Genomic DNA, 22,432 nt, shown 5'->3' with positions numbered 1-22,432 from the left:
TGTGATGGTTAGTCCTTGTGGGATGCAGTGGGCTTCTTGCGTTCTGCAAAGCTGCGGATATGAGCTTGTGTGTCTGCAGTCACGGCAGCTAAACCGGTGCCGGCGATCCAGGCTCCCACTGCGGTAGCTCCCGGTAGGTCTTCGAGAGCCGAGCGGAATCCGGCGACCCGTTGGCGGTGCCCGGGTGCGGTAGCCGGTAGGGCGCTTGGCCAGCGCACTACGTCGGCGGCTACCAGCTGGCTCTTACTGATGGGAACGCCCAGGAGCTGACCGGCATCGTGCAGGGCCAGGGTAACGAGTTGATCATCGTGCAAGGCTAGCTCTGAGAGGGGTGAGGTGTCGTGTTCCTTACCGCGCCCGTAGGAGAGACGGACCAGGTGGCGGCCCTCCCCCGCTTTTTCTGCGACCCAGTCCCATTTGGCGGTGGCGTGGGTCAGAGCCTTGGCACGGACCGTTGTGACGGCTTCGCTGACCAGCAGTCCGGTTCCGCGGGGGGCTGAGTCCAGTGCTGGTTGGTCAAGGACCAGGGAAACCAGTGCGACCTCGGGGCCGGGTGTGATGGGAGGTAAGGACGAGGCAGGCAGGTGAGGCCCAAGCAGGCGAATGCTGGTTTGGGCATCGGTTGCTACCACCAGGAGTTCACCGTGAATCATGGCCGATTTCTCGCCGTATTCGGGCTGGCGCTGGATAGCAGTCCAGGCGCCGGTGACGGGGTCACGGTCAACGGCGATGGTGTCAAAGCCGGTCACAATACGTACCCGGTGCCGTAGCAGTTCATCGACCAGTGCCTCGGAGAGCTGGTTCATGCCGCCCTCGATGCCTGCGATCTGGGATCCTGCCGGTGAGGCTGCCCGCATACGGGCCGACGCGGCAGCTAGGGATCCCAGTTCTTTAAGACCCTCAAGCAGGCCGGGGGCGATGGTTGCAATTTCTAGCTGATCAGGGTGCACAGCGTGAACGCCCGAAACGACGGGAGCAACGAGTCGGTCCAGAACCTGCTGGCCCATGCGGATACGGACCAGGTCGCCCAGCGTTTTGGCGTGGGTACCTGCGGAGCGGGGCAGAACCATGTCCAGTTTGGCTCGCCGGTAGCCGGATCGGTCCAGAATCTTTTTGAAGGCTGGGTCATCAAAGCTACCGGGGATACCCAGCACACCGGTGGACGGTGAGGGAAAAGCTCCCTGGGGCAGGTAGAGCCAGGAACCGCGTGGCTGAGGGGTGACGATACGGTCAGCTAGGCCCAGCTCGGTCAGCAAATCTTTGACCGCTGTGGTGCGAGTTGCAAAGGATTCAGCACCGGAGTCCAGCACCAGCCCTGCAAGCTGGTGGGCACCGACAGCGCCACCCAGGTGGCTTTCGCGTTCCACCAGAGTCACTTTTTTACCGGCTTGGGCGAGTTGGCGGGCGGCTAAGAGGCCCGAGACTCCACCGCCAATCACCAGGGCGGTGTTCTGCGGTCTGGTGCCGTGTAATTCCTGTGCCATTGCCTGCCTCAGCTAGCCTTGCGGGTCTGGGTGTGGATGTATTCGACGAGTCTGGTTAGTACGGTGGGATCGGTGGTGGGCGGTACGCCGTGTCCCAGGTTGACCACGTGGGCCGGTGCGCAACGACCTTCTTCAAGAACGCTGTCGGTGTGTGCGGCCAAGGCATCCCAACCTGAGGCTAGCAGGGCGGGGTCGATATTACCCTGCAGGACAATGCCGCCGCCGAGTCTGCGCTGGGCTTCAGACAGGGGAAGACGGTAGTCCACGCCGATAACGTCTGCGCCGGCCTCGAGCATGGCCGGTAGCAGTTCGGCGGTGCCGGTACCAAAGTGAATGCGGGGCACACCGTAGTGCTCAATGGCGGTCAGGGTGGCAGCTGAGTGGGGCTGGACGAAGCGGCGGTAGTCAGCTTGGCCTAGGGAGCCGGCCCAGGAGTCAAAGAGCTGGACGGCCGATGCGCCAGCCTCGATCTGGGCGGCAAGGAACTGGGCTGAGGTGCGGGCGGCCCACTGACCCAGAGCTTCCCAGGCTTCTGGGTTTGCATGCATCATGGTGCGCGGGCGCAGGTGATCGCGCGAGGGCCCGCCTTCGACCATGTAGGCGGCCACGGTGAAAGGGGCACCGGCAAACCCGATGAGCGGGGTGGACCCCAGCTGTTCAACGGTTAGGGCTACTGCTTGACGGATGGGATCAAGTGCTGAGTCTTCAAGCTCGGGCAGATTTTTGATGTCTTCAAGGGTGCGCACGGGGGCATCGAGGACGGGGCCGCGCCCGGGCACGATATCTACGCCGACACCCGCAAGCTTCATGGGGATAACGATGTCAGAGAAGAAGATAGCGGCATCGACACCGTGGCGGCGAACCGGCTGGAGAGTAATCTCAGCGGCTAACTCAGGGTTGAGGCAGGAATCAAGCATGGGGATTCCCTCGCGTATCTGGCGGTATTCGGGCAGGGAGCGCCCTGCCTGGCGCATGAACCAGACCGGTGAGTGATCTGCGGAGCGGCCGGTGAGGGTGCGAATCATGGCGGACTCACCGGTATGTGCGGTTTTGAGAGGGTGATGGGTGGGTAGATGGGCGAGCTGCTCATCGGTAAGTAGGGCGCGCTGACGCAGGGGGGCGGTATTGGTCTGACTCATATCTTCCATTCTGCCAAGTTTATGCCAAAACTTTAGAGACAAACTGTCGTTGAGTCGCCGGTGCAGGGGTGGATGCTTCTTTTCACAGGGGCTAGCCGAGGGAAACGCATAAATAATTGACAACTTTCGAAGAACCTTTTGCCCCATATTTGCACACTTCAGGCCACTTTTGAGAACCTTAGTGACAGACTGTCAGCGATAAAGCTCATTTACCCCCTTATGATAGAGACGTTGTGACCATTTTTAGCCTTGTAGCATCGCATCGCTCTGTTGACCTCACCACCGTGGCTTTTCTCAGCGAAGGAGTTGAGAAAATTCAGCGAAACCTTGAGAAAACCGGTGTTCGTGGTGAGGTTATTTTGTCTACCTGCAATCGGCTCGAACTCTACGCAGAAATCCCCAGCAAACCGGGCGCTACCGAGCAAAACATCAGCAACGATGTCATCACAGTTGCTGAGCGTATCTTTGAGCTGATTGCTAGAGGTTCCGGCCTCTCCTACGACATCGTTGAGAATAGCTTCGACATTCTGGTCAATGCCGATGCCGCCCACCACCTTTTCACTGTGGCTTCTGGCCTTGAGTCCGCTGTGGTTGGCGAGCGCGAAATTACCGGCCAGGTTCGCAGGGCCCTTACCTTAGCGCAAGATAAGGGGCGGGCTACAGGCAACCTGGTCAGGCTTTTTGACCACGGCGCGCAGACTGCTCGTAAGGTTGGCCAGCGCACATTACTGGGTTCGCGCGGTCGTTCTATTGTTTCTGTTGCCCTTGATATGGCAGATGAGGTGGCCGAGAAGTCCTGGCAGGATCGTCGGGTGCTGGTTTTTGGCACCGGAGCCTACGCTGGCGCGACTGTAGCGGCCTTGCACAGCAGGGGAACCAGCGATATCTGGATTTATTCGCGTTCTCATCGTGCAGCTACTTTTGCCGACAAACGAGGCGTTTTTGCCGTCCCCCACGGCCAGCTCCATGAGCAGATGCGAAAGGCAGACATCATTATTGGGTGCTCTGGTGGCGCTTCACCCATGCTTCCCATTGAGATTCCCGAAGGAAAGCGCGTTATCCTCGACCTGGCCCTGACCAGGGACTTTGCGCCGGAGGTAGCTGATCTTCCCCAGGTCGAGCTCATCACGCTGGAGTCGGTGCGCCTGGCCGCCCCCGAAGAAACCGTGGAGTCGGTTAATACTGCCCGCACAATTGTGGACGAAGAAGCTGCCGAGTTTTCCGTCAAAGAGAAGGCTCGCAGTGTAGACGCTGCTATTGTTGCTCTGAGGCAACACACCATGAGTGTGCTTGATGCCGAGGTAGCGAAGGTACATAACCAGTACGGTTGCACTGCCGCTACCGAGCAGCTTGAGCTGGCCATGCGTCGCATGGTCAAGTCGCTGTTACATACACCCACCGTTCGAGCCCGTGAGTTGGCACGTGACGGTAGGACCGATGAATATGTGGCAGCGCTAGAAGCTCTTTACGGCATCGAAGTTCAAGAGAACTCCGCTGACGAGGTATCGCCTCAAACCGATGCCTCCTAGCGAGCGGCCACGCCAAGGGCCGCTTTAGCCTTGTCCACATCCACCGTTCCAGAGGTCCGGCCACACACAATGTCCGCATACTTTCCCGACCAGCCAGCTCAGGGCGATTCTAACGGGATTAGTCGCCTACCCAAAGATTTACGTCGCCAACAGCTGATTAGCAATGCGGCCCGCGTTTTTGCTTCCCAGGGCTACCACTGCACCACCATGGATCATATTGCTTCGGCATCGCAGGTCACTAAGCCTGTGCTCTATCAGCATTTCACTGGTAAGAGGGATCTTTACCTAGCTGTTCTCGATGAACAGATTGAACTGCTCCTTACAAACCTTGTTAGCCCCTTGCACGGAACCAACGTCAATAAGGAACGCGTCAAAGGCGTTATCGAGGCTTTCTTTAATTTCGCGCGCACCAATGTGGTGGGTTACCGCATTATTTTTGAGTCTGATATCCAGACGGATTTTGCTGTTCAAGAACGTATCGAGAGCATGCACACCCGGATCGCTGAGCACATCGCACATGTTCTGGCACCCAATGCAGGCATGGACTTTAGCGAAGCTATGATGACTGCTCGCATGCTCACCGGCATGACGCAGGCCGCCGCTCACATGGTGGTAGGCACCGAAACTTCTGCTGAGCAGCTAGCGCTTGCCGAGAGAGCTGTTTTCCGGCTTGCCTGGGGTGGCATCTCAATTATTGACGAAGATTGGGAGTAGGCGGGCCTACCCCGCGTGCTTGTCAGCTCAGACCGAAACCTGCCACGAGCTGCCGCTCCCCTGCCGTAGACTGAGGAACACTGCCAGAGCCCGCGCCAGGTGGGCCCAAACCGAAGGAAGTATCCCGTGGAAATCAAAATTGGTGTACTGAACGTTCCCACCCAGGTCGTTATCGAATCTGATGAAAGCGCCGAGCAGGTTCGCGCTAAGGTGGCAGAAGCTCTGCAGACCGGAGGCCTGCTGGAACTGACCGACTCCAAGGGCGCCACAACCCTAGTTCCCGGGGCTCAAATTGGCTTTGTGGAGCTGGGTATTGAGTCCAAGCACCGGGTAGGTTTTGGCATCGGCTAAACACCCATGTTTCGGCATAGAGGGCCGGCCGCTGGTGACCAGCGGCCGGCCCTCTCTTCTTTTTTATGCCGGAGACGGTAGAATGGTGCATGTTATTGGTTGCCCGGTCGTACAATATAACTTTTCATTTGGCTTATTAGCTCTCCCACCGGTTCTCTTACGGGGTTCCTCATGTGGTCGATAGGGCTCACACCTGCACGATAAATCCGCGATCGGCTCCCCCGTTTGCCCATGACTGGGCCACATCAAAGGACAACGATTCGTGACAGACCACCAAACCCCATCAACATTTGCCGACTACGGTGTTCGTCAGGACATCTCCGATGCGCTCGCGGCCCAAGGCATCACCAGCCCCTTCCCCATTCAGGCCCTGACCCTGCCTATCGCATTGGCAGGCCAGGATATTATCGGCCAGGCTAAGACCGGTACCGGTAAGACCCTGGGCTTTGGGTTGCCCGCTCTACAGACCGTTATTGGCCCCAAGTCTGATGAGTGGGGGCAAGTCAAGGTGCCCGGCGCACCCCAGGCCCTGATTATTGTTCCCACCCGTGAACTCGCTATCCAGGTAGGTAGTGACCTGTCGGTAGCCGCCGATAAAACCGGTGTGCGAGTAGCGACCCTCTACGGCGGCCGCCCCTACGAATCCCAGATTAAGGAACTCACCGACGGCGTTGAGCTGGTCGTGGGCACACCCGGCCGTCTCATCGACTTGCACCGCCAGCACCACCTGAATCTGAGCCAGGTCAAGATAGTTGTGCTCGATGAGGCTGATGAGATGCTGGACTTAGGATTCCTGCCCGATGTGGAGCGCCTGCTCTCTGCTGTACCAGAGGTCCGCCAGACCATGCTCTTCTCGGCAACCATGCCCGGTCCCGTGCTGACTATGGCCCGGCGCTACATGCGCCAGCCCATGCACATTCGCGCCGAGTCCGGCGAAGAAGAGACCATGACCAAGGCATCTATCCGCCAGGTCATCTACCGTGCCCACCCTCTCGATAAGGACGAGCTGGTCAGCCGGGTCCTGCGCGCGGAAGGCCGTGGCCGTACCGTTATTTTCACCAAGACCAAGCGTTCTGCTGCCAAGCTCTCCGATGAGCTTCAGTCACGCGGTTTTGCCGCTGGAGCTATCCACGGTGACCTCAACCAGGGTGCCCGCGAGCAGGCTCTGCGTGCTTTTCGCAACGGTAAGGTCGATATCCTGGTCGCTACCGATGTTGCCGCCCGAGGTATCGACGTTGAAGATGTCACCCACGTCATTAACTACCAGTGCCCCGAGGACGAGAAGACCTACCTGCACCGTGTAGGCCGCACCGGTCGCGCAGAGAAGCTGGGTACCGCTATCACCCTGGTGGATTGGGAAGATATTCCCCGCTGGAAGCTTATTAACAAGGCTTTGGAGCTGGGTGTTGATGAGCCGGTAGAAACCTATTCTTCCTCTCCCCACCTCTTTGCAGATCTTGGTATCCCCAAAGGCACCAAGGGCCGTCTGCCCAAGGAAGAGCGCACCGCTGCCGGTCTTGAGGCTGAGGCGGCCGAGGATTTTGGTGGGCAGGAGCCAGGTCGTCGCCAGTCCGCTGGCTCACGCCCTGCTAGGGGCGGGCAGGACCGCCGTGGCCGCGGTGAGAACCGCAATGGGTCACGCTCGGCAGAGCGCCGGGGTGGCCGTAACGGTGAGCGCCGTTCATCCTCTCAGGGCGATAGCAAGCCTGCCTCTAGCCGTCGCCCTAGTTCTGAGGGTGGGCAGCCCGCTGAGGGCGCTAATGCGGCGACTAGGCCCCGTCGCCGCCGCCGTACCCGCCGGGTAGAGGGCGGCGAAGGCTAAGGTCGCGCTGGTTTACCCCTAGCGCTCCTCACAGGCAGAATGACCCCCTCCCTTGTGGAGGGGGTCATTCTTGTTGTTGGGCACCGGGCTTCAACTTGGGCAGGGGTTCATGACCTCCCGGTGGCTGTGCTTAGCGGGTAGAGCGGGCTTGACCCTCTGCGTAGCCTGCGGCTGACTGAATACCTACCACGGCCCGTTCGCTGAACTCTTCAATGCTGGAAGCCCCGGCGTAGGTGAAAGCTGAGCGCACACCGGAGATAATTGAATCAATCTGGTCCTCCACCCCGCCCCTGCCCTCAGGCAGGTAGATGCGAGCGGTAGAGATGCCCTCTTCGAACATTTCGCGGCGGGCTTTTTCAAAGGCTTCGGTCTTTGAGTTACGGTTGATGACCGCTCGGCGAGAGGCCATACCGAAGCTTTCCTTGTAGAGGCAGCCCTCGGAGTCCTGGAGGACATCCCCGGGCGATTCGTGGGTACCGGCAAACCAGGAGCCAATCATTACATTGGATGCGCCGGCAGCTAGGGCAAGGGCAACGTCACGGGGGTCTTTGATACCACCGTCGGCCCAGACATGCACACCCAGCTTCCTAGCCTCTTGGGCACACTCAAGCACGGCAGAGAATTGGGGTCGGCCCACGCCGGTTTGCATGCGGGTGGTGCACATGGCACCGGGGCCAACACCGACCTTGATAATATCTGCACCGGCTTCAGCCAGGTCACGCACCCCCTGCGCCGTGACCACGTTACCGGCGGCGATTGGGATAGAGGGGTTGAGGGAACGAACCTTTTTGAGGGCCTCAATCATGGTGTCCTGGTGGCCGTGGGCGGTATCAATCACCAGCACATCAGCACCGGCTTGAATCAGGCTTTCCGCGCGACCGGCGATGTCACCGTTAATACCGATAGCCACCCCAATACGCAGGCAGCCAGCTTGGTCGGTGGCCGGTGTGTAGAGGCTAGCACGCAGAGCCGCTGACCGGGTCAGCACACCAACCAGTAGACCGGCTTCATCAACCACGGGCGCGATCTTGCGGGAGTGCTCGTAGAGAATGTCAAAAGCTTCGCGGGGTGTGACGCTGTGGTTCAGGGTCAGTAGCTCGGTGCTCATCAGGTCTTGGACCTGGTCAAAATTATCGGCTCCGCGCATATCTTTAGGAGTAATGATGCCGACGGGTCGGTCATCCTCGACCACAATTGCAGCACCGTGAGCACGCTTGGGAATCAGGTGACGAACGTAACCTGCGGTGTGGTGGGGTTTGACTGTGATAGGAGTATCGAACACCAGGTGGGAGCTTTTGACCCGCCTGATGGTTTCGGCAACGATATCGGTCGGAACATCCTGCGGAATAATGGCGATACCCCCGCGCCGGGCAACAGTCTCAGCCATACGGCGGCCCGATACGGCGGTCATATTGGCGATGACCAGAGGGATGGTAGTGCCCGTTCCATCTGCTGTTCGCAGGTCAACTCCCATGCGGGAGCCAACCGAGGAAGGCGAGGGAACCATGAATACGTCGTTGTAGGTGAGGTCTGTGGTGGGCTTGGTGTCGTTGAGGAACTTCATGGTTCTAGTCTATGTGGTTGAGCACACAGACCGGCGGGAATTAGCTGGGGGCTTAGACCTGCTCCCCCAATTTCTGGTGAGAGCCAGCCTGGGCGCGCAGGGCGGCTACGGTTTGCGGGTCCGTGGTGTTTTCGCCCAAAAGGTTGGGTTTACCGGCACCGTGATAGTCCGATGAGCCGGTCACCAGCAGGTCGTGGCGGGAGGCTAGATCCAGTAGCCACTGACGACCTTCGGGTGGGTTGTCCCGGTGGTAGACCTCAACACCAGCTAAGCCAGCATCAATCATGGCGTAGATAGTCTCATCACTGGCTAAGCGGCCCCGTGAAGGTGCCCTGGGGTGGGCCATAACGGGGACCCCACCGGCCTGGCGTACCAGTTGGACGGCCTCTACCGGGTCTACCGCGTAGTGGGGAATGTAGTAGGGGGAACTTGGGGTGAGCACCCGCTGGAAGGCTTCGGTTCGTGTGGTGACCGCGCCGATAGCTACCAGCGCATCGGCAATATGGGGGCGGCCTACGGTAGCCCCCTGATGCACGTGTTCCTGTACGGTATCCCAGGTCAGCGGGTAGTCTTCGCTCAGGCGCTCCACCATGCGCTGAGCCCTGCTCCGGCGGGCGACCCTGGATCGTTCCATCTCCGCGCACAGGCCTTCGTGGTGGGGGTCGTGCAGGTAGCACAGCAGGTGGACGCTCACGCCCTGCGCTGAACAGGAGATTTCCATACCGGGCACAAAATCTAGGCCCCATTTGTCCGCTTCCGCCTGCGCCAGGCTCCACCCAGCGGTGGTGTCGTGGTCGGTCAGGGCAAAGCCGGTCAGACCGAGCGCGGCTACTTCAGCAACCAGCTCGGCTACGGGCTGGGTGCCATCGGAAGTGCAGGAATGGGTGTGCAGGTCATACATACCCCTAGATTACAGGGCCAACAGCTTGGTCAGGGTATGAGCTTGGCTAAGTCTGCAGGGAGCAGCGGGTTGCTACCTTTGTGTGCGGCCCCGCCCTGCTAGACGGTACTTGACCGCCCTCACTACACTGGTGTGTATGACAACACAGGATAAGACCCCCACCCCCGGTGATGACCAGCCCATCGAAGAGCGCGTCACCAACCGGTCAGCCGCTCCCCGTTCAAGAGCTTTTACCGAATTTATGGCCGCTCACTGGGCTCCGACCAACGGCGACCTGCCTGCTCGCGCCCGCGCTGCTGATTTTGCCGCTACCCGCCGCGCCGCTCTGTCCAAGCTCTTCCCCGGCGAGCGCCTGGTAATCCCCGCTGGCCCTCTTAAGGTCCGTTCAAACGACACCGACTACCGCTTCCGTCCGCACTCCGCTTTTGCCCACCAGACCGGCCTGGGTGTGGACCATGAGCCCGATGCTGTGCTGGTCTACGAGCCAGTTGAGGAAGGCAGCGGCGATCAGGGGTCGAATCACGAGGTTACCCTGTATTTTCGCCCCTTAGCTGGTCGGGACACCGAGATGTTTTACCGCGACCCCCGCTACGGTGAGTTCTGGATTGGCCCCCGCCCTACCCTGGAGTCTCTGGGCGCCGAGTACGGTATCCGCACCGCTGATCTGTCCGAGCTTGAAGTCGCTATTACCAAGAACGCCGGGCCGCAGGCTCTGGGCGGTATCAGGATCCGCCTAGTACGCGATGTTGACCTGAATGTTGATGCCCTGGTCGATACCTCCCGTTACAACACCGCCGTTGATTTAGAAGAGTCCGACAAGCTCGATGCGGCGCTGGCTGAGGCTCTCTCCCAGGCACGCCTGGTCAAGGATGAGCTTGAGGTAGAGAACCTGCGCCGTTCGGTCGATTTGACCATCGATGGTTTTGCTGAGGTTATCCGTTCGTTGCCTGCCGCTCTTGCCCACCGGCGCGGTGAACGGGTGGTTGAGACCGCCTTTTTCTCCCAGGCCAGGATTGAGGGCAATGACCTGGGCTATGACACTATCGCGGCCTGCGGTAACAATGCCACCATTTTGCACTGGATTTCTAACAACGGGCCGGTGGAAGAGGGCAAGCTCATGCTGGTCGATGCCGGGGTGGAAGACGATACCCTCTATACCGCCGACATCACCCGTACTTTCCCGGTCAACGGCAAGTTCAGTGAGGTACAGGCTAGGGCCTACAGGATTGTTCTTGAAGCCGCCGATGCGGCCTTTAAGGCGGCTGTTCCGGGCCGTAAGTTCCATGAAGTTCACGATGCCGCCATGCAGGTTCTGGCAACCCGCCTGCACGAATGGGGCCTGCTCCCGGTTTCTGCTGAGGTTTCTCTGTCTGATCAGGGTGGGCATCACCGCCGCTGGATGCCCCACGGTACCAGCCACCACCTCGGCCTTGACGTGCATGACTGTGCTCAGGCCAAGATGGAGCTCTACATGGATGGTGTGATTGAGCCGGGCATGGTCTTCACCATTGAGCCGGGCCTTTACTTCAAGGAAGAGGATCTGCTGATTCCCGAGGAACTACGCGGTATCGGTATCCGTATTGAGGATGATGTGCTCATTACCGAAGACGGTAACGAAAACCTCTCTGCCGCCCTGCCCCGCACCGTTGAGGGCATTGAGGCCTGGATGGCTGAGATTTCCCGCTAGGCACCCTCCGGGCTGCTTCTAAGAGTCCGCCAGGGCAAAAGCCCCTGCTAGCTCCATCTTGAGGATCTAGCAGGGGCTTTATTCTTTGCCTTCCGGTAGCAGACTCGGGGCTACTTAGTCTTGTGACGCCTTGCTGTCCTGCTCCGGTTCCCGGCGGATGGCGGCTTCGAACTCTTCGGGAGTTTCAACCCGCAGTCCGTAGCGCTGTTCACTCTGCTCGGCACGAATCTGCTCGATACGCTCGTTAACAGAGGTGTCTGCGGTGGGTGTCTTGCGGATAGCTGCCTCGAATTCTTCGGGGGTTTCAACCCGCAGGCCATACTTGCTGGCGGCTTTGGTGCCGTCCGACTTGGTCTGGGCCGGGGGTGTGAAGACCGGCTGAGCGGGTTGCTCGGGGGTAGCGGAGCCCTGCTGTGCCTGATCTGTAGGGTTGAAACCGGGCAAGAAAGGCTGGGGTTCTGTCTGGTGGGGTGGAAGAGGCTGGTGAGGATCAAACCATTGGGGGCCGGGCTGGTGCTGAGGCGCAGATGGTGCAGGGCTGGCGCTCTGCTGGGGGCTGGGGCCTTGCACAGGCTGGGAGGGCGGTAAGTTCTGTCCGGGTTGGTTCTGGTTCTGTCCGGGGGCCTCTGTGCGCGGCGCCTGGGGCTGGCCAGCAGACTGGGGGGCGGGCTGAACGGACACGCGAAGCAGGTTCCGGGCAGCCTGGGCTGTGGCCGGGATAGCCATCAGGTCAAGGCGGGCCGGTAGCATCTGAGTGCGGGTACGGATCCCGCGCCCCTTGGCTCGAGCCGCCACGACAACGGAGTAAATCATGCAAAAGGCAATAGCCAGAGGCACGATGCTGAGCAGGTTCGCCAGGATCGAGGTGTTGGTAACAAAAGCGTTGAAGAAGCCCACCAGCGCGCCCAGGCCCACGCCCTGAACGGCGCCGCCTAGAGCGGCACGGGGATAGGTAGCCTGCCCTGTAATGTAATCAACCTGACGGACCTCATGCCCCACCACGTAGAGAGAGTGAACGGGGAACTTCTGGCTGGCCAGGAATTCGAGAGCGCGGTTGAGTTCCTTGCGGTTATTGAAAGTGGCGACCAGTTCACCGGGAGGTAGGGAAGCGCCATCGGACAAAGCCAGTGCAGGAGGTACGTTGAGTTGATCCATAACCCCTATTTTTGACTAGTTTGTCGAGAGTTAGCTGGGAGAGCGCCCTGTTATCGCCACAGGTGAACTAGCTAGCCGGCCCAGGAACCTTGGGCAGTGTAAGTTTGCGCCTATTTTCCGGGTATATCCGCAGATAAGCATGGCAGCGCTCCTGCAAGGCGAGTACTCTGGAAAGAGTGAGTAGCGTACCAAACAAAATTTTTATTGCCCGCCTACTAGGTCTCGATGTCTTTGACCCCCACGGTGACCGGCTTGGCCGTTTGCGCGATGTTGTCGTGCTCAAAAGCGGCTTCACCCAGTTTTCAGCGGTTGCTTCACTTGCCAAGCTCAAGGAACCCGTTGTGGTGGGTATCGTCATTGAGATTCTGGGTAAGAAACGCATTTTTGTGCCTATGACCCGCGTAACCAGCATTGACTCCACTCAGATTATTCTGACGGGCCTGGTTAACCTGCGCCGTTTTGAACAGCGCGGCTCAGAGGCCCTGGTTGTGGGCGAAATTTTTGACCGTAAGGTTCAGTTGCGTGACGGCTCCGGCATGGCTCAGATTGAAGACGTTGCCATGGAACAGCGCCGCAATGGAGACTGGTTCATTTCCGAGCTTTTTATCTCACGCGGCAACAGCGGTCTGATGCGCCGCCGTAAAGAAACCCTGATTATTGACTGGCACGAGGCTATCCTCTCCACTGACTTTGAGCCCCAGGCGGCCACAGCCTTTGTGGCCAGCCACGAAGATTCTAACCCCGCTGACCTGGCAGACGCTATCCACGAAATGCCCGACAAACGCATGGTGGAGGTCGCCCAGGAACTCCAGGATGAGCGCCTGGCGGATGTCCTCCAGGAGCTCCCCGAAGAGGATCAGGTTCAGATTCTCTCGAACCTGGAAGTTGAGCGCGCCGTCAATGTGCTCGAAGAGATGGAGCCCGATGACGCGGCTGACCTGCTAGGAGAGCTCTCAGACACCCAGCGCGAAGAGCTCCTGACACTTATGGACCCCGATGATTCCGATGACGTGCGTCGCCTACTCGAATATGACGAAGGTACCGCCGGCTCACTCATGAACCCGGTCCCCATCATTCTCTCCCCCGAAGCGACCGTGGCCGAGGCTCTGGCTCATATCCGGCAGGAGGAGATCTCACCTGCTATGGCCGCTGCTGTTATGGTCGCTCGCCCACCCCTTGAAACCCCCACCGGTCGCTACCTGGGGATTGTGCACATGCAACGTTTACTGCGCCACTCTCCCAGCGAACAGGTGGGTAACATTATAGATACCTCTATTGAACCGGTTACCGATGCTGCCAGTATCGAAGAGGTAACCCGTATTCTTGCCACCTACGACCTCACCATCGTCCCAGTCATCAACGACCATGACCGGCTGGTGGGCGCTGTCACCGTCGATGACGTTCTCGATGAGATCTTGCCCGATGATTGGCGCACCTATGATGATGGCACCCCGATTAGAAAGGTAGGTCGCCGATTTGAGTGATGCCCGCGAACGCGATGAAAGAGCCCAGGCACTAGGAACCCCTCAGGACAAGAAACGCCGTCCGCTCTTTCAGTTCAACCCTGACCCCGATGCCTTTGGGCAGATGACAGAGAAAATTGCACGCTTTATGGGGACTCCGCAGTTTCTGCTGTGGATGACTGTATTCTGTGCCATCTGGTTAGGCTGGAACACCCTAGCTCCCGAAGAGATGCAGTTTGACCCACGTTCGCTTAACTTCACTCTCTTGACCCTTATGCTGTCCTTGCAGGCCTCCTACGCCGCTCCCCTGCTTCTGCTGGCACAGAACCGGCAGGATGACCGTGACCGCGTGGTAGCCCGCCAGGACCGCCAGCGTGATCAGCGCAACCTTGAAGAGACCGAGTACCTGACCCGCGAAATCGCTTCTTTGCGTATTACTCTGCGTGAGGTAGCCACCCGTGACTTTGTCCGCGGCGAAATACGCGACATCATGGAGGAGTTGCAGGAGGTTCAGCGCCGGCAGGAGGAACTCTTTACTCGGGCAGAGCATCTTGCCTCTCTCAGCAGCACCAGGGCAGATGACCCTCATAGCTCCAGCTTCACAACCTCCCCAGCCGGAGGCAGTGTGCTTGCGGTAGAAAGTGAAGATGACCCTAAGGTCCGAAAAAAGAAGATGGTAAAGGATATCGACCGTACCTTTGAGTAGGCGGTCTTCTCTCTCATGCAAAAAACTCCTGAAAATGAGCGGCTCGAAGCTGTCCTTGCCACCGTTATTGATCCCGAGTTACGGCTACCCATCACAGAGCTGGGTATGGTGGAGCGGGCGGAACTGGTAGGTTCGACCGCAAGCATCTCTATCCTGCTCACTATCGAGGGGTGCCCGCTGCGCGGCACCATTGAAAAGGACGTGCGAACAGCCGTCAGCGCCCTCGACGAGGTCCAAGATATTGACCTGACCGTTGGCTATATGACCCCAGAACAGCGGGCTGAACTGCGGCAGAAGCTGGGGCATACCCGGCAGAACCCTTTCACTCAGCCAGGTTCCCTCACCCGGGTCTACGCGATTGCCAGTGGTAAGGGCGGGGTGGGTAAGTCCTCGGTTACGGCCAACCTGGCCGCTGCCTGCGCGTCTGCCGGTATGACTGTAGGAATCATTGATGCCGATGTGCACGGCTTCTCTATACCCGGTTTGCTGGGGATTACCGAAGGCCCTACCCGTATGGACGATATGATTCTGCCACCCGTAGTGGAGGCCCCCAAGGGCAAGGGTGCCATAAAGGTCATCTCCATTGGTATGTTTGTGAAGCCTGACCAGCCGGTTGCCTGGCGTGGCCCCATGCTCCACCGCGCTCTTGAACAGTTTTTGACAGACGTGCATTTTGGGCAGATTGATGTGCTCTTGCTCGATTTGCCTCCCGGCACGGGCGACATTGCTATTTCCATGGCCCAGCTCCTGCCCCAGGCAGAGATTCTACTCGTTTCTACTCCCCAGCTAGCCGCCGTGGACGTTGCCCAGCGGGCAGGAACTTTGAGCATCCAAACCGAGCAGAAGCTGGTGGGTGTGCTTGAAAACATGGCGGCCATGCAGCTTCCGGACGGTACTACCCTGCCCCTCTTCGGTGAGGGTGGCGGTGCTCAGCTGACCCAGTCGCTCAGCCAGGCGCTGGGCTATGAAGTTCCCCTGCTGGGTTCTGTTCCTCTTGAGCTAGCCCTGCGCCAGGGTGGCGACGCTGGCACCCCCCTTGTCTGGGGCGCTCCCGAGACCTCAGCGGCACAGGTATTGACCCAGGTAGCTCACCATATTACCCACCGCCCACGCGGCCTAGCTGGGCAGTCTCTTCCCGTGAACCTCTAAAAGTTGCCCATCTGTCCTTACGCCCTTTAAAGGAATAGAGGGAACTGGCCCTATTGGCCGGTTCCCTCTACTTGTTTGCCCGCTCCCAGCTGCTCGCTAAGGCGCCTCTTTTTAGGTGGCTTCGGTATCAAAAGGTGCCCATGCCCCCCGTGGTAAGCGAGAGGTCACAGAAAGCGCGGGAGCCGCCTGAGCTTTTTCCTCTAGTTGCTGGCGGCGTTCTTCCTCATCTTCTGCGAAAGCCTCACGCACAATCACGCGAGGGTCATACTGGCGGGGGTCGTACTGACGCCAGTTGATGTCATCTAGGCCAGGGCCCAGGGTCTCTTTGAGGTCGTCTTTAGCCTCGAAGGCCATACGGCGCACGTACTTAATGAAATCTTTGAGCTGCTGGGCATATTCGGGCATGCGTTCTGGCCCGATGACAAAAAACACCAGGACTGCAAGAAAAATAAATTCAAGACCACTAATTCCAAACACACCTAGAGATTACCAGCTTAGGCTGGTCGAACGCCCATAAAACAGCTTCTATTGAATAAGATGTTCCCAGGATCATTATTGTTTTTGCAGGTCGAAGGCGGGTAGTTGTTTTTTATGAAGTCACATGATCTGGCCCGGAATTGGGTCTATACCGAAGAGTTCCCGCGTGAGGTGCCGGTCCTTGAGCTTGCCCGAGAGCAGGCCGAGCGGCTTGATGCTGCCCCCGTCGCGCCCTCTGTGGCGGCCCTCTTGACCATCCTGGCCGCTACGGGTAAAGCCCAGCACACCGTAGAAATTGGGTGCGGGGCTGGAGTTTCTACCGCAGCGCTCCTGAGCGGGTTACCCGCTGGGACTTCGCTGACCACTATCGATATTGATGCAACCCGCTCCCAGGCCGTCCGATCGTTACTTTCCGCGACTGGGCTGGAGCAGAGCCACCGTGTGCGGGTTATTACCGGTGATGCCCTCCAAGTACTCCCCAGGCTCTCCCCCGGCTCCTACGACCTGGCTCTGGTCGATGCCGGTCCTGAACTGGCAGATCAGCTGGTGCTCAACGCTCTAGCCCTCTTAGCGTCCGGTGGCCTGCTGATCTTGCACGACCCTTTGGCCGGGGGTGCTGTAGCTAGCCCCACTGACCGCGACGGGGTGACCGTTACCCTACGATCTGTCCTTCACGATATAGCGGCCTGCACCGAGGACGTCTTTGTCTCTTTACTGTATGTGGGCTCAGGCCTCTACTTGATCTACAAGAAATAGGGTAAAAGAAACCTCGGCTGATGGGGCCGAGGTATTCAAATTTTCAGGAAGTCTAGAAATTCTCTACGCACACCCGGAGAGCCTCTACCTCTTCTTCAGTGATATCAAGGACCAGGCGCCCGCCGCCTTCAACGGGGATGCGCATTACGATGCTACGGCCCTCACGTACGATTTCGAGCGGACCGTCTCCGGTGCGTGGTTTTTGAGCTGCCATGGGAGTCTTCTCCTTGGGGAAGGTTAGTCTATGAGTGGATGGCACCGGTGCAACCGGGCTCACTTTCTTTTAATAGTAGTGCTTACCGGAGCATTTAAGGTGGTTTTGCGAAGCAAACTTACAGGTTTAGGGTGGGTAGTCCCCTCCACCGGGTAGTTGCTTCCAGTGCCAGAGCCAGCCCACCCACCCAAATTGCAGGGTCGCCCCTGCACACATGAGCAACCAGCGGTAGGCCCGAGAGGCTGAAAGTGCCACCACAGGGAGCAGGAGCGGGAAAAGCGGTAGAAGCAGGCGGAAGGTCGAGGACTGCGGATTAAAGAAGGCCAGCATGTAGACCGCGTAGCAGGCACACCAGAGCACAAGCGCTGGGTGGAGCACCTTTCGGGTACTAGGAGCAATCAGGCACAGGGTAAAGCCCGCTATCAGCACCAAGAGAATAAGCGGCCCCAGAATACTGCCAAGGTAGAGCTGGCTTTGGGTCAGCCAGGGCAAGAACGGTAGCACGTCCTCACCCCCGGCCCGCCAGGCGGCCTCGGTTGCGGTGTAGGCATCTATGCGCCCGGTGACAGCCCAGGCGTAGGCAGGGTGGATAAAGGCAAAGGCACAGACTGCAAGGGCACACACAAGTTGTGTGGCTGTCTCTCGGAGTGTAGGCCACACCCTCTGACCGCTTCTGAGGCGGTGCAGGAAGGCCATAAGCCACCATAGGCCCACAGCTGCCCCCAAGGGTAGGCCGATGGGGCGGGCCAGGGCAGCGCAGAGCGCTGGAATCAGCATCAGGCGGTAGCGGCTTTCCACCAGGAGGTAGAGAGCCCAGGCTAAGAAGAGCAGACCCATAGCTTCGGCATAGCCTGTTTGCAGGATCGGTGCAACCGCGCTGAAATTTACCGCTGTGCTTGCCCACAGCGCGGTGCTGTGTTGGGTATCCAGGTTACTATGCTCAGCGGCGCTCTGCCCGTTGCCCAGGGAGACCATGCACAGTCGGTAGATAAACCAGGATGCGCCCAGACCGCAGATTAATGACAGGGTCGGAGCCACTAGAGCGTAGTCCAAGCCCGTCAGCCAGGTAAGAGTACCTGCGGTGAGGGGGTATAGCGGGTAGAAGGCCCACTCATTTTGAGCTACATGCCCGGTAGCATCAAGGGGTAGCTGTGAGGGGTAGCCGGTCGCGGCAATAGAGGAATACCAGTCAGCATCCCATATATTGACATACTCTAGGTAGGTCATGGCTGAGTTCTTCCAGGGGCTCACCGTCTGGTGTAAACCAACACGACTGAAAACAAACCAGCCCCACACCCGGCTAACAGCATAGAGCAAAGCCACCTGAGCCATAGCAGGTAACCGCACGAACCGGCTAACTGCCACAAACCATAGCTGGCTTATGCCAAGGCTGACCCTAGCCCCTATATCACGGTGAAGGGAACCATTAGTCATCGGCATCAACCGGGGCGCTCTCACCGTTCAGCTGAGCGAGCCGATCACGAAGCCGCCTGTTCTCCTCAATAGTTTTGGCCAGCACACCGTCCACCTCTTCACGGTTATAACCCAGGATGGAGGTCGCAAAACCTACACGCTCCAATTCAGCACTATCGGGTCGGTCCGAGAGAATGATCGGCGGCTCAGAGGCGGGAACAATATCAATTCCGTCTTGGCTGATGTGGTTAAGGGTTTTGCGGGCCGGAATCAGGCGGTCGCTACCCATCGCCGCACACCCGGCTAAGACAGCCATGATCACCACAAACGTTATTGCCACCAACAGATAATTCAAGATTTCCCCCGTCATTAGGCTGCCCCATACACCCCGCTCATGGGCAACTAGCGATACAGGGGCGACACAAAGTAGCCCAAAGTGTAACAAGCTGTTTACCTGCCAACGGGTAAGGTAAGGCACATACACCTATTTTGGTTGTGCTTTAGCACCTCAATGCTACCGGCACGCACACATATCCACCACAAGGGAGGAACCTCTGTGACTACTGATGCACTGGTTCAGCTCACCGGCGTTAATAAGTATTACGGTGAGAACCACGTCCTCAAGGACATTAATCTTTCTGTTGGAGCGGGTGAGGTGGTCATTCTTCTGGGCCCCTCAGGTTCGGGTAAATCAACCCTCTGCCGTACCATCAACCGCCTCGAAACCATTTCAAGCGGTACCATCACCATCGACGGCAAGAAACTACCTGAAGAAGGCAAAGAACTGGCTAACCTGCGGGCCGAGGTCGGCATGGTCTTCCAGTCCTTTAACCTCTTCGCCCACAAGACCATTCTTGAAAACGTCACCTTGGGCCCCCGCAAGGTTCGCGGCATGAGCAAGGCAGAAGCCGAAGAACTTGCCATGAGCCTGCTCAAAAAGGTAGGCGTCGATAACCAGGCCTCCAAGATGCCGGCCCAGCTCTCCGGCGGCCAGCAGCAGCGCGTCGCCATTGCCCGTGCATTGGCCATGCAACCCAAGGTCATGCTCTTTGACGAGCCCACCAGCGCACTCGACCCCGAAATGGTCAACGAAGTTCTTGACACCATGGTCTCCCTGGCCCGAGAAGGTATGACCATGATCGTGGTAACCCACGAAATGGGCTTTGCCCGCAAGGCCGCCGACCGAATCGTTTTCCTGGCCGACGGTGAAATCCTCGAAGAGGCAAGGCCTGACCAGTTCTTCACCAATCCCCAGACCGATCGTGCCAAGGACTTCCTGGGTAAGATCCTGGGCCACTAAGGAGAGCACCCATGAAGCTATCCACCCTCAAAGCCAAAGCAGTAGCCTGCGCGGCAGTCCTAGCTAGCGCAACCCTGGCTTTCTCCGGTTGCGGCTCAAGTAGTGCCAAGGACACCATCCGTATCGGCATTAAGTACGACCAGCCCGGCCTGGGCTACCAGGACGGCCGCGACTACACCGGCTTCGATACCGACGTAGCCCGCTACGTGGCCAAGGAGCTCGGCTACTCAGAGGACCAGATTGAGTGGGTTGAAGCCCCCTCGGCCAACCGCGAGAACATGCTCTCTAACAACCAGGTAGACATGATTTTTGCGACCTACTCCATCACCGAAAAGCGTATCAAGACCGTTGATTTCGCTGGACCCTACTTCGTAGCAGGCCAGGACCTGCTCGTGCAGGCCGATAGCACCGATATCACCGGGCCTGAGTCGCTCTCGGGCAAGAATCTTTGCTCTGTCACCGGGTCAACCTCGGCCAAGAAGATTCAGGACAAGTACTCCTCGGACGTTCAGCTGGTGCAGCAGAACTCCTACTCGGACTGCGTGGTAGCGCTCAACGCGGGTATGGTCGATGCGGTCACCACCGACGACATCATTCTGGCAGGTCTGGCCTCCACCAAGGCTAACCAGGGCGAACTCAAGCTGGTCGGCAACACTTTCTCCACCGAAAAGTACGGCGTTGGTCTGCCCAAGGGCTCAGATAAGTGCTCCGCAATCAATGCAGCCATCAACAAGATGGTCGAAACCGGTGCCTGGGAAGAAGCCCTCGAGAAGAATGTCGGCGCATCAGGCTACGCTTACGATACCGAGCTGAACCCTCCGGTTCTGGGCGACTCCTGCGCCACCGTTGAACCTAAGTAACCCACCGCTTATTCCATCTTTTACACACTAAACTTTCTTTATTTGGAGGCTTTCATGTCGTTCTCTGAACAGCTCTCCACGCTCTTTGCCACCTACGATGTCATCGGAGCTTTCTGGACCAACCTACAGCTGACCTTCTGGGCAGCGATCGGTTCGTTTGTCCTTGGATCGCTCCTGGCACTTATGCGTATCTCCCCAGTGCCTTCTTTGCGCTGGGCAGGTACCGCCTATGTGCACCTGGTCCGCAATACCCCGCTGACCATTCTGATGACCCTGGCAATCTTGGGCGTGTGGACTCAGTTCCAGCTCTCACTGGCAACATCGTTTGAGCTGAACTTCTTTATCTATGCCGTTATTGTGCTGGCAATCTACCATGCGGCTTTCGTCTGCGAGGCTATCCGCTCCGGCGTCAACACCGTACCAGTGGGGCAGGCAGAAGCCGCCCGCGCTATTGGCCTGGGTTTCTTGCCCACAGCCCGCTACATCATCTTCCCCCAGGCTCTTCGCGGGTCGATTACCCCTCTAGGTAACACCCTGATTGCTCTGGCTAAGAACACCACCGTGGCCACCGTGGCTTCGGTGGCTGAAGCCTCCGGCATGATGAAATCCATGATCGAGTTCAACTCTGACCTCATCTTCATGATCTTCTTTGTCTTTGCTATGGGCTTTGTGATTATTGTTGTCCCCATCGGCCTTCTCACCACCTGGGCCTCTCGTAGATTGGCGGTGAAGCGATGAGCAGTAAGCGTATGACCTCAACCTCGGTGCTCTTTGACGTACCCGGCCCCAAGGCCCGAGCCCGCACCAAGATTTTCAACCTTGTAGCCCTGCTCCTGCTGGCTGCAGGTTTGGCCTACGTCCTGGTTGTCATGAACCGCCAGGGCCAGTTGGAAGCCGACAAGTGGACTTCGCTCTTCTCAGGCAACCTCTGGGCCAACTACATTCTGCCCGCGCTCGGCAAAACCCTAGCCGCAGCCCTGCTCTCAGTGATCACTTCGGTGCTGTTCGGTCTTTTCTTCGGTCTGGCCCGCCTATCACCCAATAAACTGATTCGTGGCTTTGGCACCGTAGTGGTCGAGTTCTTCCGCGCGGTCCCGGTCCTGATGATGATGATTTTCTTCTGGCTCTTCCTGGGCAAGCTCAACATCCTAGCGCCTTCCCAGCTCCCCTTCGTTGCTGTTGTTCTGGGGCTTACCCTCTACAACGGCTCGGTGATTGCGGAGCTCCTGCGCTCGGGTGTGCACCAGCTCCCCAAGGGCCAGGGCGAAGCGGGGCTAGCTATCGGTATGACCCCCTGGAAGGTGCTAACCCTGATTCTAGTGCCCCAGGCACTGACCGCTATGATGCCCTCGCTGCTCTCGCAGTTCGTGGTCATTCTGAAAGATACCGCTCTGGGTTACATCATTTCCTACCCCGAGCTTCTAGCGGCTGCCCGCCGCTTCGGCTCTGGTGAGGGCAATATCCTGCAAATGCTGCTGCTGGCCGCCCTCATCTTCGTGGTCATCAACTTCGCCCTGACTCTGCTAGCTGAGTGGCTCTCAGGGTTCCTGAGTTCCCATTCGGATGTAGATATTAAGCATGCGGACGGTGTCCCGGGTGAGGTCGATGATCCTCGCCCCAAGACCGAGATGATGTTCAAGATCCCCAAGGCCTAGTCTTCTGCTAGCCCTAGGGCATTGAAGAGGCGGGGCGGCCCCGGGGCCTCCCCGCCTAGGCCCCCCCCCTTCCTCTTGGTCTGCTCGTTGGGG

General features: G+C 58.6%; 22 protein-coding genes. 13 read left to right on the top strand and 9 right to left on the bottom strand.

All coding sequences use genetic code 11. From position 1 onward, the window contains the following. Positions 1–8: 8 nt before the first annotated feature. Both hemG and hemE read right to left on the bottom strand, forming a co-directional pair. Complete coding sequence (gene hemG, locus ACN08Y_RS05540) at positions 9–1,484, bottom strand: protoporphyrinogen oxidase (protein WP_419104634.1); 1,476 nt, start codon at positions 1,482–1,484, stop codon at positions 9–11. Positions 1,485–1,492: 8 nt separating this feature from the next. Beyond that, positions 1,493–2,623, bottom strand: a complete 1,131-nt coding sequence (gene hemE / locus ACN08Y_RS05535) for a uroporphyrinogen decarboxylase (protein ID WP_419100587.1) — start codon at positions 2,621–2,623, stop codon at positions 1,493–1,495. 233 nt (positions 2,624–2,856) lie between these two features. On the opposite strand from hemE, the gene ACN08Y_RS05530 reads away from it, so the two are divergent. The 4 genes from ACN08Y_RS05530 to ACN08Y_RS05515 all read left to right on the top strand — a co-directional run bounded on the left by ACN08Y_RS05530 (position 2,857) and on the right by ACN08Y_RS05515 (position 7,039). Further along, complete coding sequence (locus ACN08Y_RS05530) at positions 2,857–4,152, top strand: glutamyl-tRNA reductase (RefSeq protein ID WP_419100588.1); 1,296 nt, start codon at positions 2,857–2,859, stop codon at positions 4,150–4,152. Positions 4,153–4,221: 69 nt separating this feature from the next. Continuing rightward, the gene (locus tag ACN08Y_RS05525; protein WP_419112066.1) at positions 4,222–4,866 is read left to right on the top strand and encodes a TetR/AcrR family transcriptional regulator; all 645 of its coding nucleotides are present in this window, start codon (positions 4,222–4,224) and stop codon (positions 4,864–4,866) included. A gap of 126 nt (positions 4,867–4,992) precedes the next feature. After that, positions 4,993–5,217, top strand: a complete 225-nt coding sequence (locus ACN08Y_RS05520) for a DUF3107 domain-containing protein (RefSeq protein ID WP_419104637.1) — start codon at positions 4,993–4,995, stop codon at positions 5,215–5,217. A gap of 262 nt (positions 5,218–5,479) precedes the next feature. After that, positions 5,480–7,039, top strand: a complete 1,560-nt coding sequence (locus ACN08Y_RS05515) for a DEAD/DEAH box helicase (protein WP_419112065.1) — start codon at positions 5,480–5,482, stop codon at positions 7,037–7,039. 130 nt (positions 7,040–7,169) lie between these two features. On the opposite strand, the gene ACN08Y_RS05510 is transcribed toward ACN08Y_RS05515, so the two are convergent. Both ACN08Y_RS05510 and ACN08Y_RS05505 read right to left on the bottom strand, forming a co-directional pair. Beyond that, a complete protein-coding gene (locus tag ACN08Y_RS05510; RefSeq protein ID WP_419112063.1) occupies positions 7,170–8,603 on the bottom strand; it encodes a GuaB1 family IMP dehydrogenase-related protein in 1,434 nt (477 codons plus the stop codon). 52 nt (positions 8,604–8,655) lie between these two features. After that, positions 8,656–9,504, bottom strand: coding sequence for a PHP domain-containing protein (locus ACN08Y_RS05505; RefSeq protein ID WP_419099431.1), 849 nt, complete (start codon positions 9,502–9,504; stop codon positions 8,656–8,658). Between the two features lie 136 nt (positions 9,505–9,640). Here ACN08Y_RS05505 and ACN08Y_RS05500 point away from each other — a divergent pair, with 136 nt between their 5' ends. Beyond that, complete coding sequence (locus ACN08Y_RS05500) at positions 9,641–11,191, top strand: aminopeptidase P family protein (protein WP_419112062.1); 1,551 nt, start codon at positions 9,641–9,643, stop codon at positions 11,189–11,191. Between the two features lie 114 nt (positions 11,192–11,305). On the opposite strand, the gene ACN08Y_RS05495 is transcribed toward ACN08Y_RS05500, so the two are convergent. Continuing rightward, positions 11,306–12,346 carry a general stress protein gene (locus ACN08Y_RS05495; RefSeq protein ID WP_419112061.1) on the bottom strand — a complete coding sequence of 347 codons (1,041 nt, stop codon included), beginning with the start codon at positions 12,344–12,346 and terminating at the stop codon, positions 11,306–11,308. Positions 12,347–12,522: 176 nt separating this feature from the next. Between ACN08Y_RS05495 and ACN08Y_RS05490 the strand changes: the two genes are divergently transcribed. Genes ACN08Y_RS05490 through ACN08Y_RS05480 form a run of 3 tightly spaced genes read left to right on the top strand, consistent with a single transcriptional unit; the run spans position 12,523 to position 15,664 of the window. After that, on the top strand, positions 12,523–13,830 hold the full coding sequence (locus ACN08Y_RS05490) for a magnesium transporter MgtE N-terminal domain-containing protein (protein ID WP_419104642.1): 1,308 nt from the start codon (positions 12,523–12,525) through the stop codon (positions 13,828–13,830). Then, the gene (locus tag ACN08Y_RS05485) at positions 13,823–14,515 is read left to right on the top strand and encodes a DUF1003 domain-containing protein (protein ID WP_419112060.1); all 693 of its coding nucleotides are present in this window, start codon (positions 13,823–13,825) and stop codon (positions 14,513–14,515) included. Before ACN08Y_RS05490 ends, ACN08Y_RS05485 begins: the two co-directional genes overlap by 8 nt. Positions 14,516–14,530: 15 nt before the next feature. After that, positions 14,531–15,664 carry a P-loop NTPase gene (locus ACN08Y_RS05480; protein ID WP_419099426.1) on the top strand — a complete coding sequence of 378 codons (1,134 nt, stop codon included), beginning with the start codon at positions 14,531–14,533 and terminating at the stop codon, positions 15,662–15,664. A 111-nt stretch (positions 15,665–15,775) separates the two neighbouring features. Here ACN08Y_RS05480 and ACN08Y_RS05475 read toward each other — a convergent pair whose 3' ends face one another. After that, complete coding sequence (locus ACN08Y_RS05475; protein WP_419099425.1) at positions 15,776–16,141, bottom strand: Sec-independent protein translocase TatB; 366 nt, start codon at positions 16,139–16,141, stop codon at positions 15,776–15,778. A 114-nt stretch (positions 16,142–16,255) separates the two neighbouring features. On the opposite strand from ACN08Y_RS05475, the gene ACN08Y_RS05470 reads away from it, so the two are divergent. Further along, on the top strand, positions 16,256–16,897 hold the full coding sequence (locus tag ACN08Y_RS05470) for an O-methyltransferase (protein ID WP_419112059.1): 642 nt from the start codon (positions 16,256–16,258) through the stop codon (positions 16,895–16,897). A gap of 52 nt (positions 16,898–16,949) precedes the next feature. On the opposite strand, the gene ACN08Y_RS05465 is transcribed toward ACN08Y_RS05470, so the two are convergent. From ACN08Y_RS05465 to ACN08Y_RS05455, 3 genes are all read right to left on the bottom strand, one after another. Next, a complete protein-coding gene (locus tag ACN08Y_RS05465) occupies positions 16,950–17,111 on the bottom strand; it encodes a DUF3117 domain-containing protein (RefSeq protein WP_419099423.1) in 162 nt (53 codons plus the stop codon). 126 nt (positions 17,112–17,237) lie between these two features. Beyond that, positions 17,238–18,458, bottom strand: a complete 1,221-nt coding sequence (locus ACN08Y_RS05460) for a hypothetical protein (protein ID WP_419112058.1) — start codon at positions 18,456–18,458, stop codon at positions 17,238–17,240. A gap of 79 nt (positions 18,459–18,537) precedes the next feature. Next, on the bottom strand, positions 18,538–18,894 hold the full coding sequence (locus ACN08Y_RS05455) for a hypothetical protein (protein ID WP_419099421.1): 357 nt from the start codon (positions 18,892–18,894) through the stop codon (positions 18,538–18,540). A 201-nt stretch (positions 18,895–19,095) separates the two neighbouring features. On the opposite strand from ACN08Y_RS05455, the gene ACN08Y_RS05450 reads away from it, so the two are divergent. The 4 genes from ACN08Y_RS05450 to ACN08Y_RS05435 are packed head-to-tail and all read left to right on the top strand — an operon-like array spanning position 19,096 to position 22,339. After that, on the top strand, positions 19,096–19,824 hold the full coding sequence (locus ACN08Y_RS05450) for an amino acid ABC transporter ATP-binding protein (protein ID WP_419099454.1): 729 nt from the start codon (positions 19,096–19,098) through the stop codon (positions 19,822–19,824). A gap of 11 nt (positions 19,825–19,835) precedes the next feature. After that, positions 19,836–20,684: a glutamate ABC transporter substrate-binding protein gene (locus ACN08Y_RS05445; RefSeq protein ID WP_419112057.1), complete on the top strand. Its 849-nt coding sequence runs from the start codon at positions 19,836–19,838 to the stop codon at positions 20,682–20,684. 54 nt (positions 20,685–20,738) lie between these two features. After that, complete coding sequence (locus ACN08Y_RS05440) at positions 20,739–21,422, top strand: amino acid ABC transporter permease (RefSeq protein WP_419099419.1); 684 nt, start codon at positions 20,739–20,741, stop codon at positions 21,420–21,422. Next, a complete protein-coding gene (locus ACN08Y_RS05435) occupies positions 21,419–22,339 on the top strand; it encodes an amino acid ABC transporter permease (RefSeq protein ID WP_419104645.1) in 921 nt (306 codons plus the stop codon). Before ACN08Y_RS05440 ends, ACN08Y_RS05435 begins: the two co-directional genes overlap by 4 nt. Positions 22,340–22,432 lie beyond the last annotated feature (93 nt).

It is taken from the genome of Rothia sp. P5764 (assembly GCF_048512965.1).
Lineage (GTDB): Bacteria > Actinomycetota > Actinomycetes > Actinomycetales > Micrococcaceae > Rothia.
This window is presented reverse-complemented; position numbering and strand designations above follow the sequence as displayed.

Excerpts from the sequence above, each read along its gene's own strand:
- ACN08Y_RS05435 (WP_419104645.1), top strand. The coding sequence starts at position 21,419 with ATGAGCAGTAAGCGTATGACCTCAACCTCGGTGCTCTTTGACGTACCC.
- ACN08Y_RS05470 (WP_419112059.1), top strand. The coding sequence starts at position 16,256 with ATGAAGTCACATGATCTGGCCCGGAATTGGGTCTATACCGAAGAGTTC.
- ACN08Y_RS05505 (WP_419099431.1), bottom strand. The coding sequence starts at position 9,504 with ATGTATGACCTGCACACCCATTCCTGCACTTCCGATGGCACCCAGCCC.
- ACN08Y_RS05465 (WP_419099423.1), bottom strand. The coding sequence starts at position 17,111 with ATGGCAGCTCAAAAACCACGCACCGGAGACGGTCCGCTCGAAATCGTA.
- ACN08Y_RS05500 (WP_419112062.1), top strand. The coding sequence starts at position 9,641 with ATGACAACACAGGATAAGACCCCCACCCCCGGTGATGACCAGCCCATC.
- ACN08Y_RS05440 (WP_419099419.1), top strand. The coding sequence starts at position 20,739 with ATGTCGTTCTCTGAACAGCTCTCCACGCTCTTTGCCACCTACGATGTC.
- ACN08Y_RS05525 (WP_419112066.1), top strand. The coding sequence starts at position 4,222 with ATGTCCGCATACTTTCCCGACCAGCCAGCTCAGGGCGATTCTAACGGG.
- ACN08Y_RS05510 (WP_419112063.1), bottom strand. The coding sequence starts at position 8,603 with ATGAAGTTCCTCAACGACACCAAGCCCACCACAGACCTCACCTACAAC.
- ACN08Y_RS05445 (WP_419112057.1), top strand. The coding sequence starts at position 19,836 with ATGAAGCTATCCACCCTCAAAGCCAAAGCAGTAGCCTGCGCGGCAGTC.
- ACN08Y_RS05495 (WP_419112061.1), bottom strand. The coding sequence starts at position 12,346 with ATGGATCAACTCAACGTACCTCCTGCACTGGCTTTGTCCGATGGCGCT.
- ACN08Y_RS05455 (WP_419099421.1), bottom strand. The coding sequence starts at position 18,894 with ATGACGGGGGAAATCTTGAATTATCTGTTGGTGGCAATAACGTTTGTG.
- hemE (WP_419100587.1), bottom strand. The coding sequence starts at position 2,623 with ATGAGTCAGACCAATACCGCCCCCCTGCGTCAGCGCGCCCTACTTACC.
- hemG (WP_419104634.1), bottom strand. The coding sequence starts at position 1,484 with ATGGCACAGGAATTACACGGCACCAGACCGCAGAACACCGCCCTGGTG.
- ACN08Y_RS05480 (WP_419099426.1), top strand. The coding sequence starts at position 14,531 with ATGCAAAAAACTCCTGAAAATGAGCGGCTCGAAGCTGTCCTTGCCACC.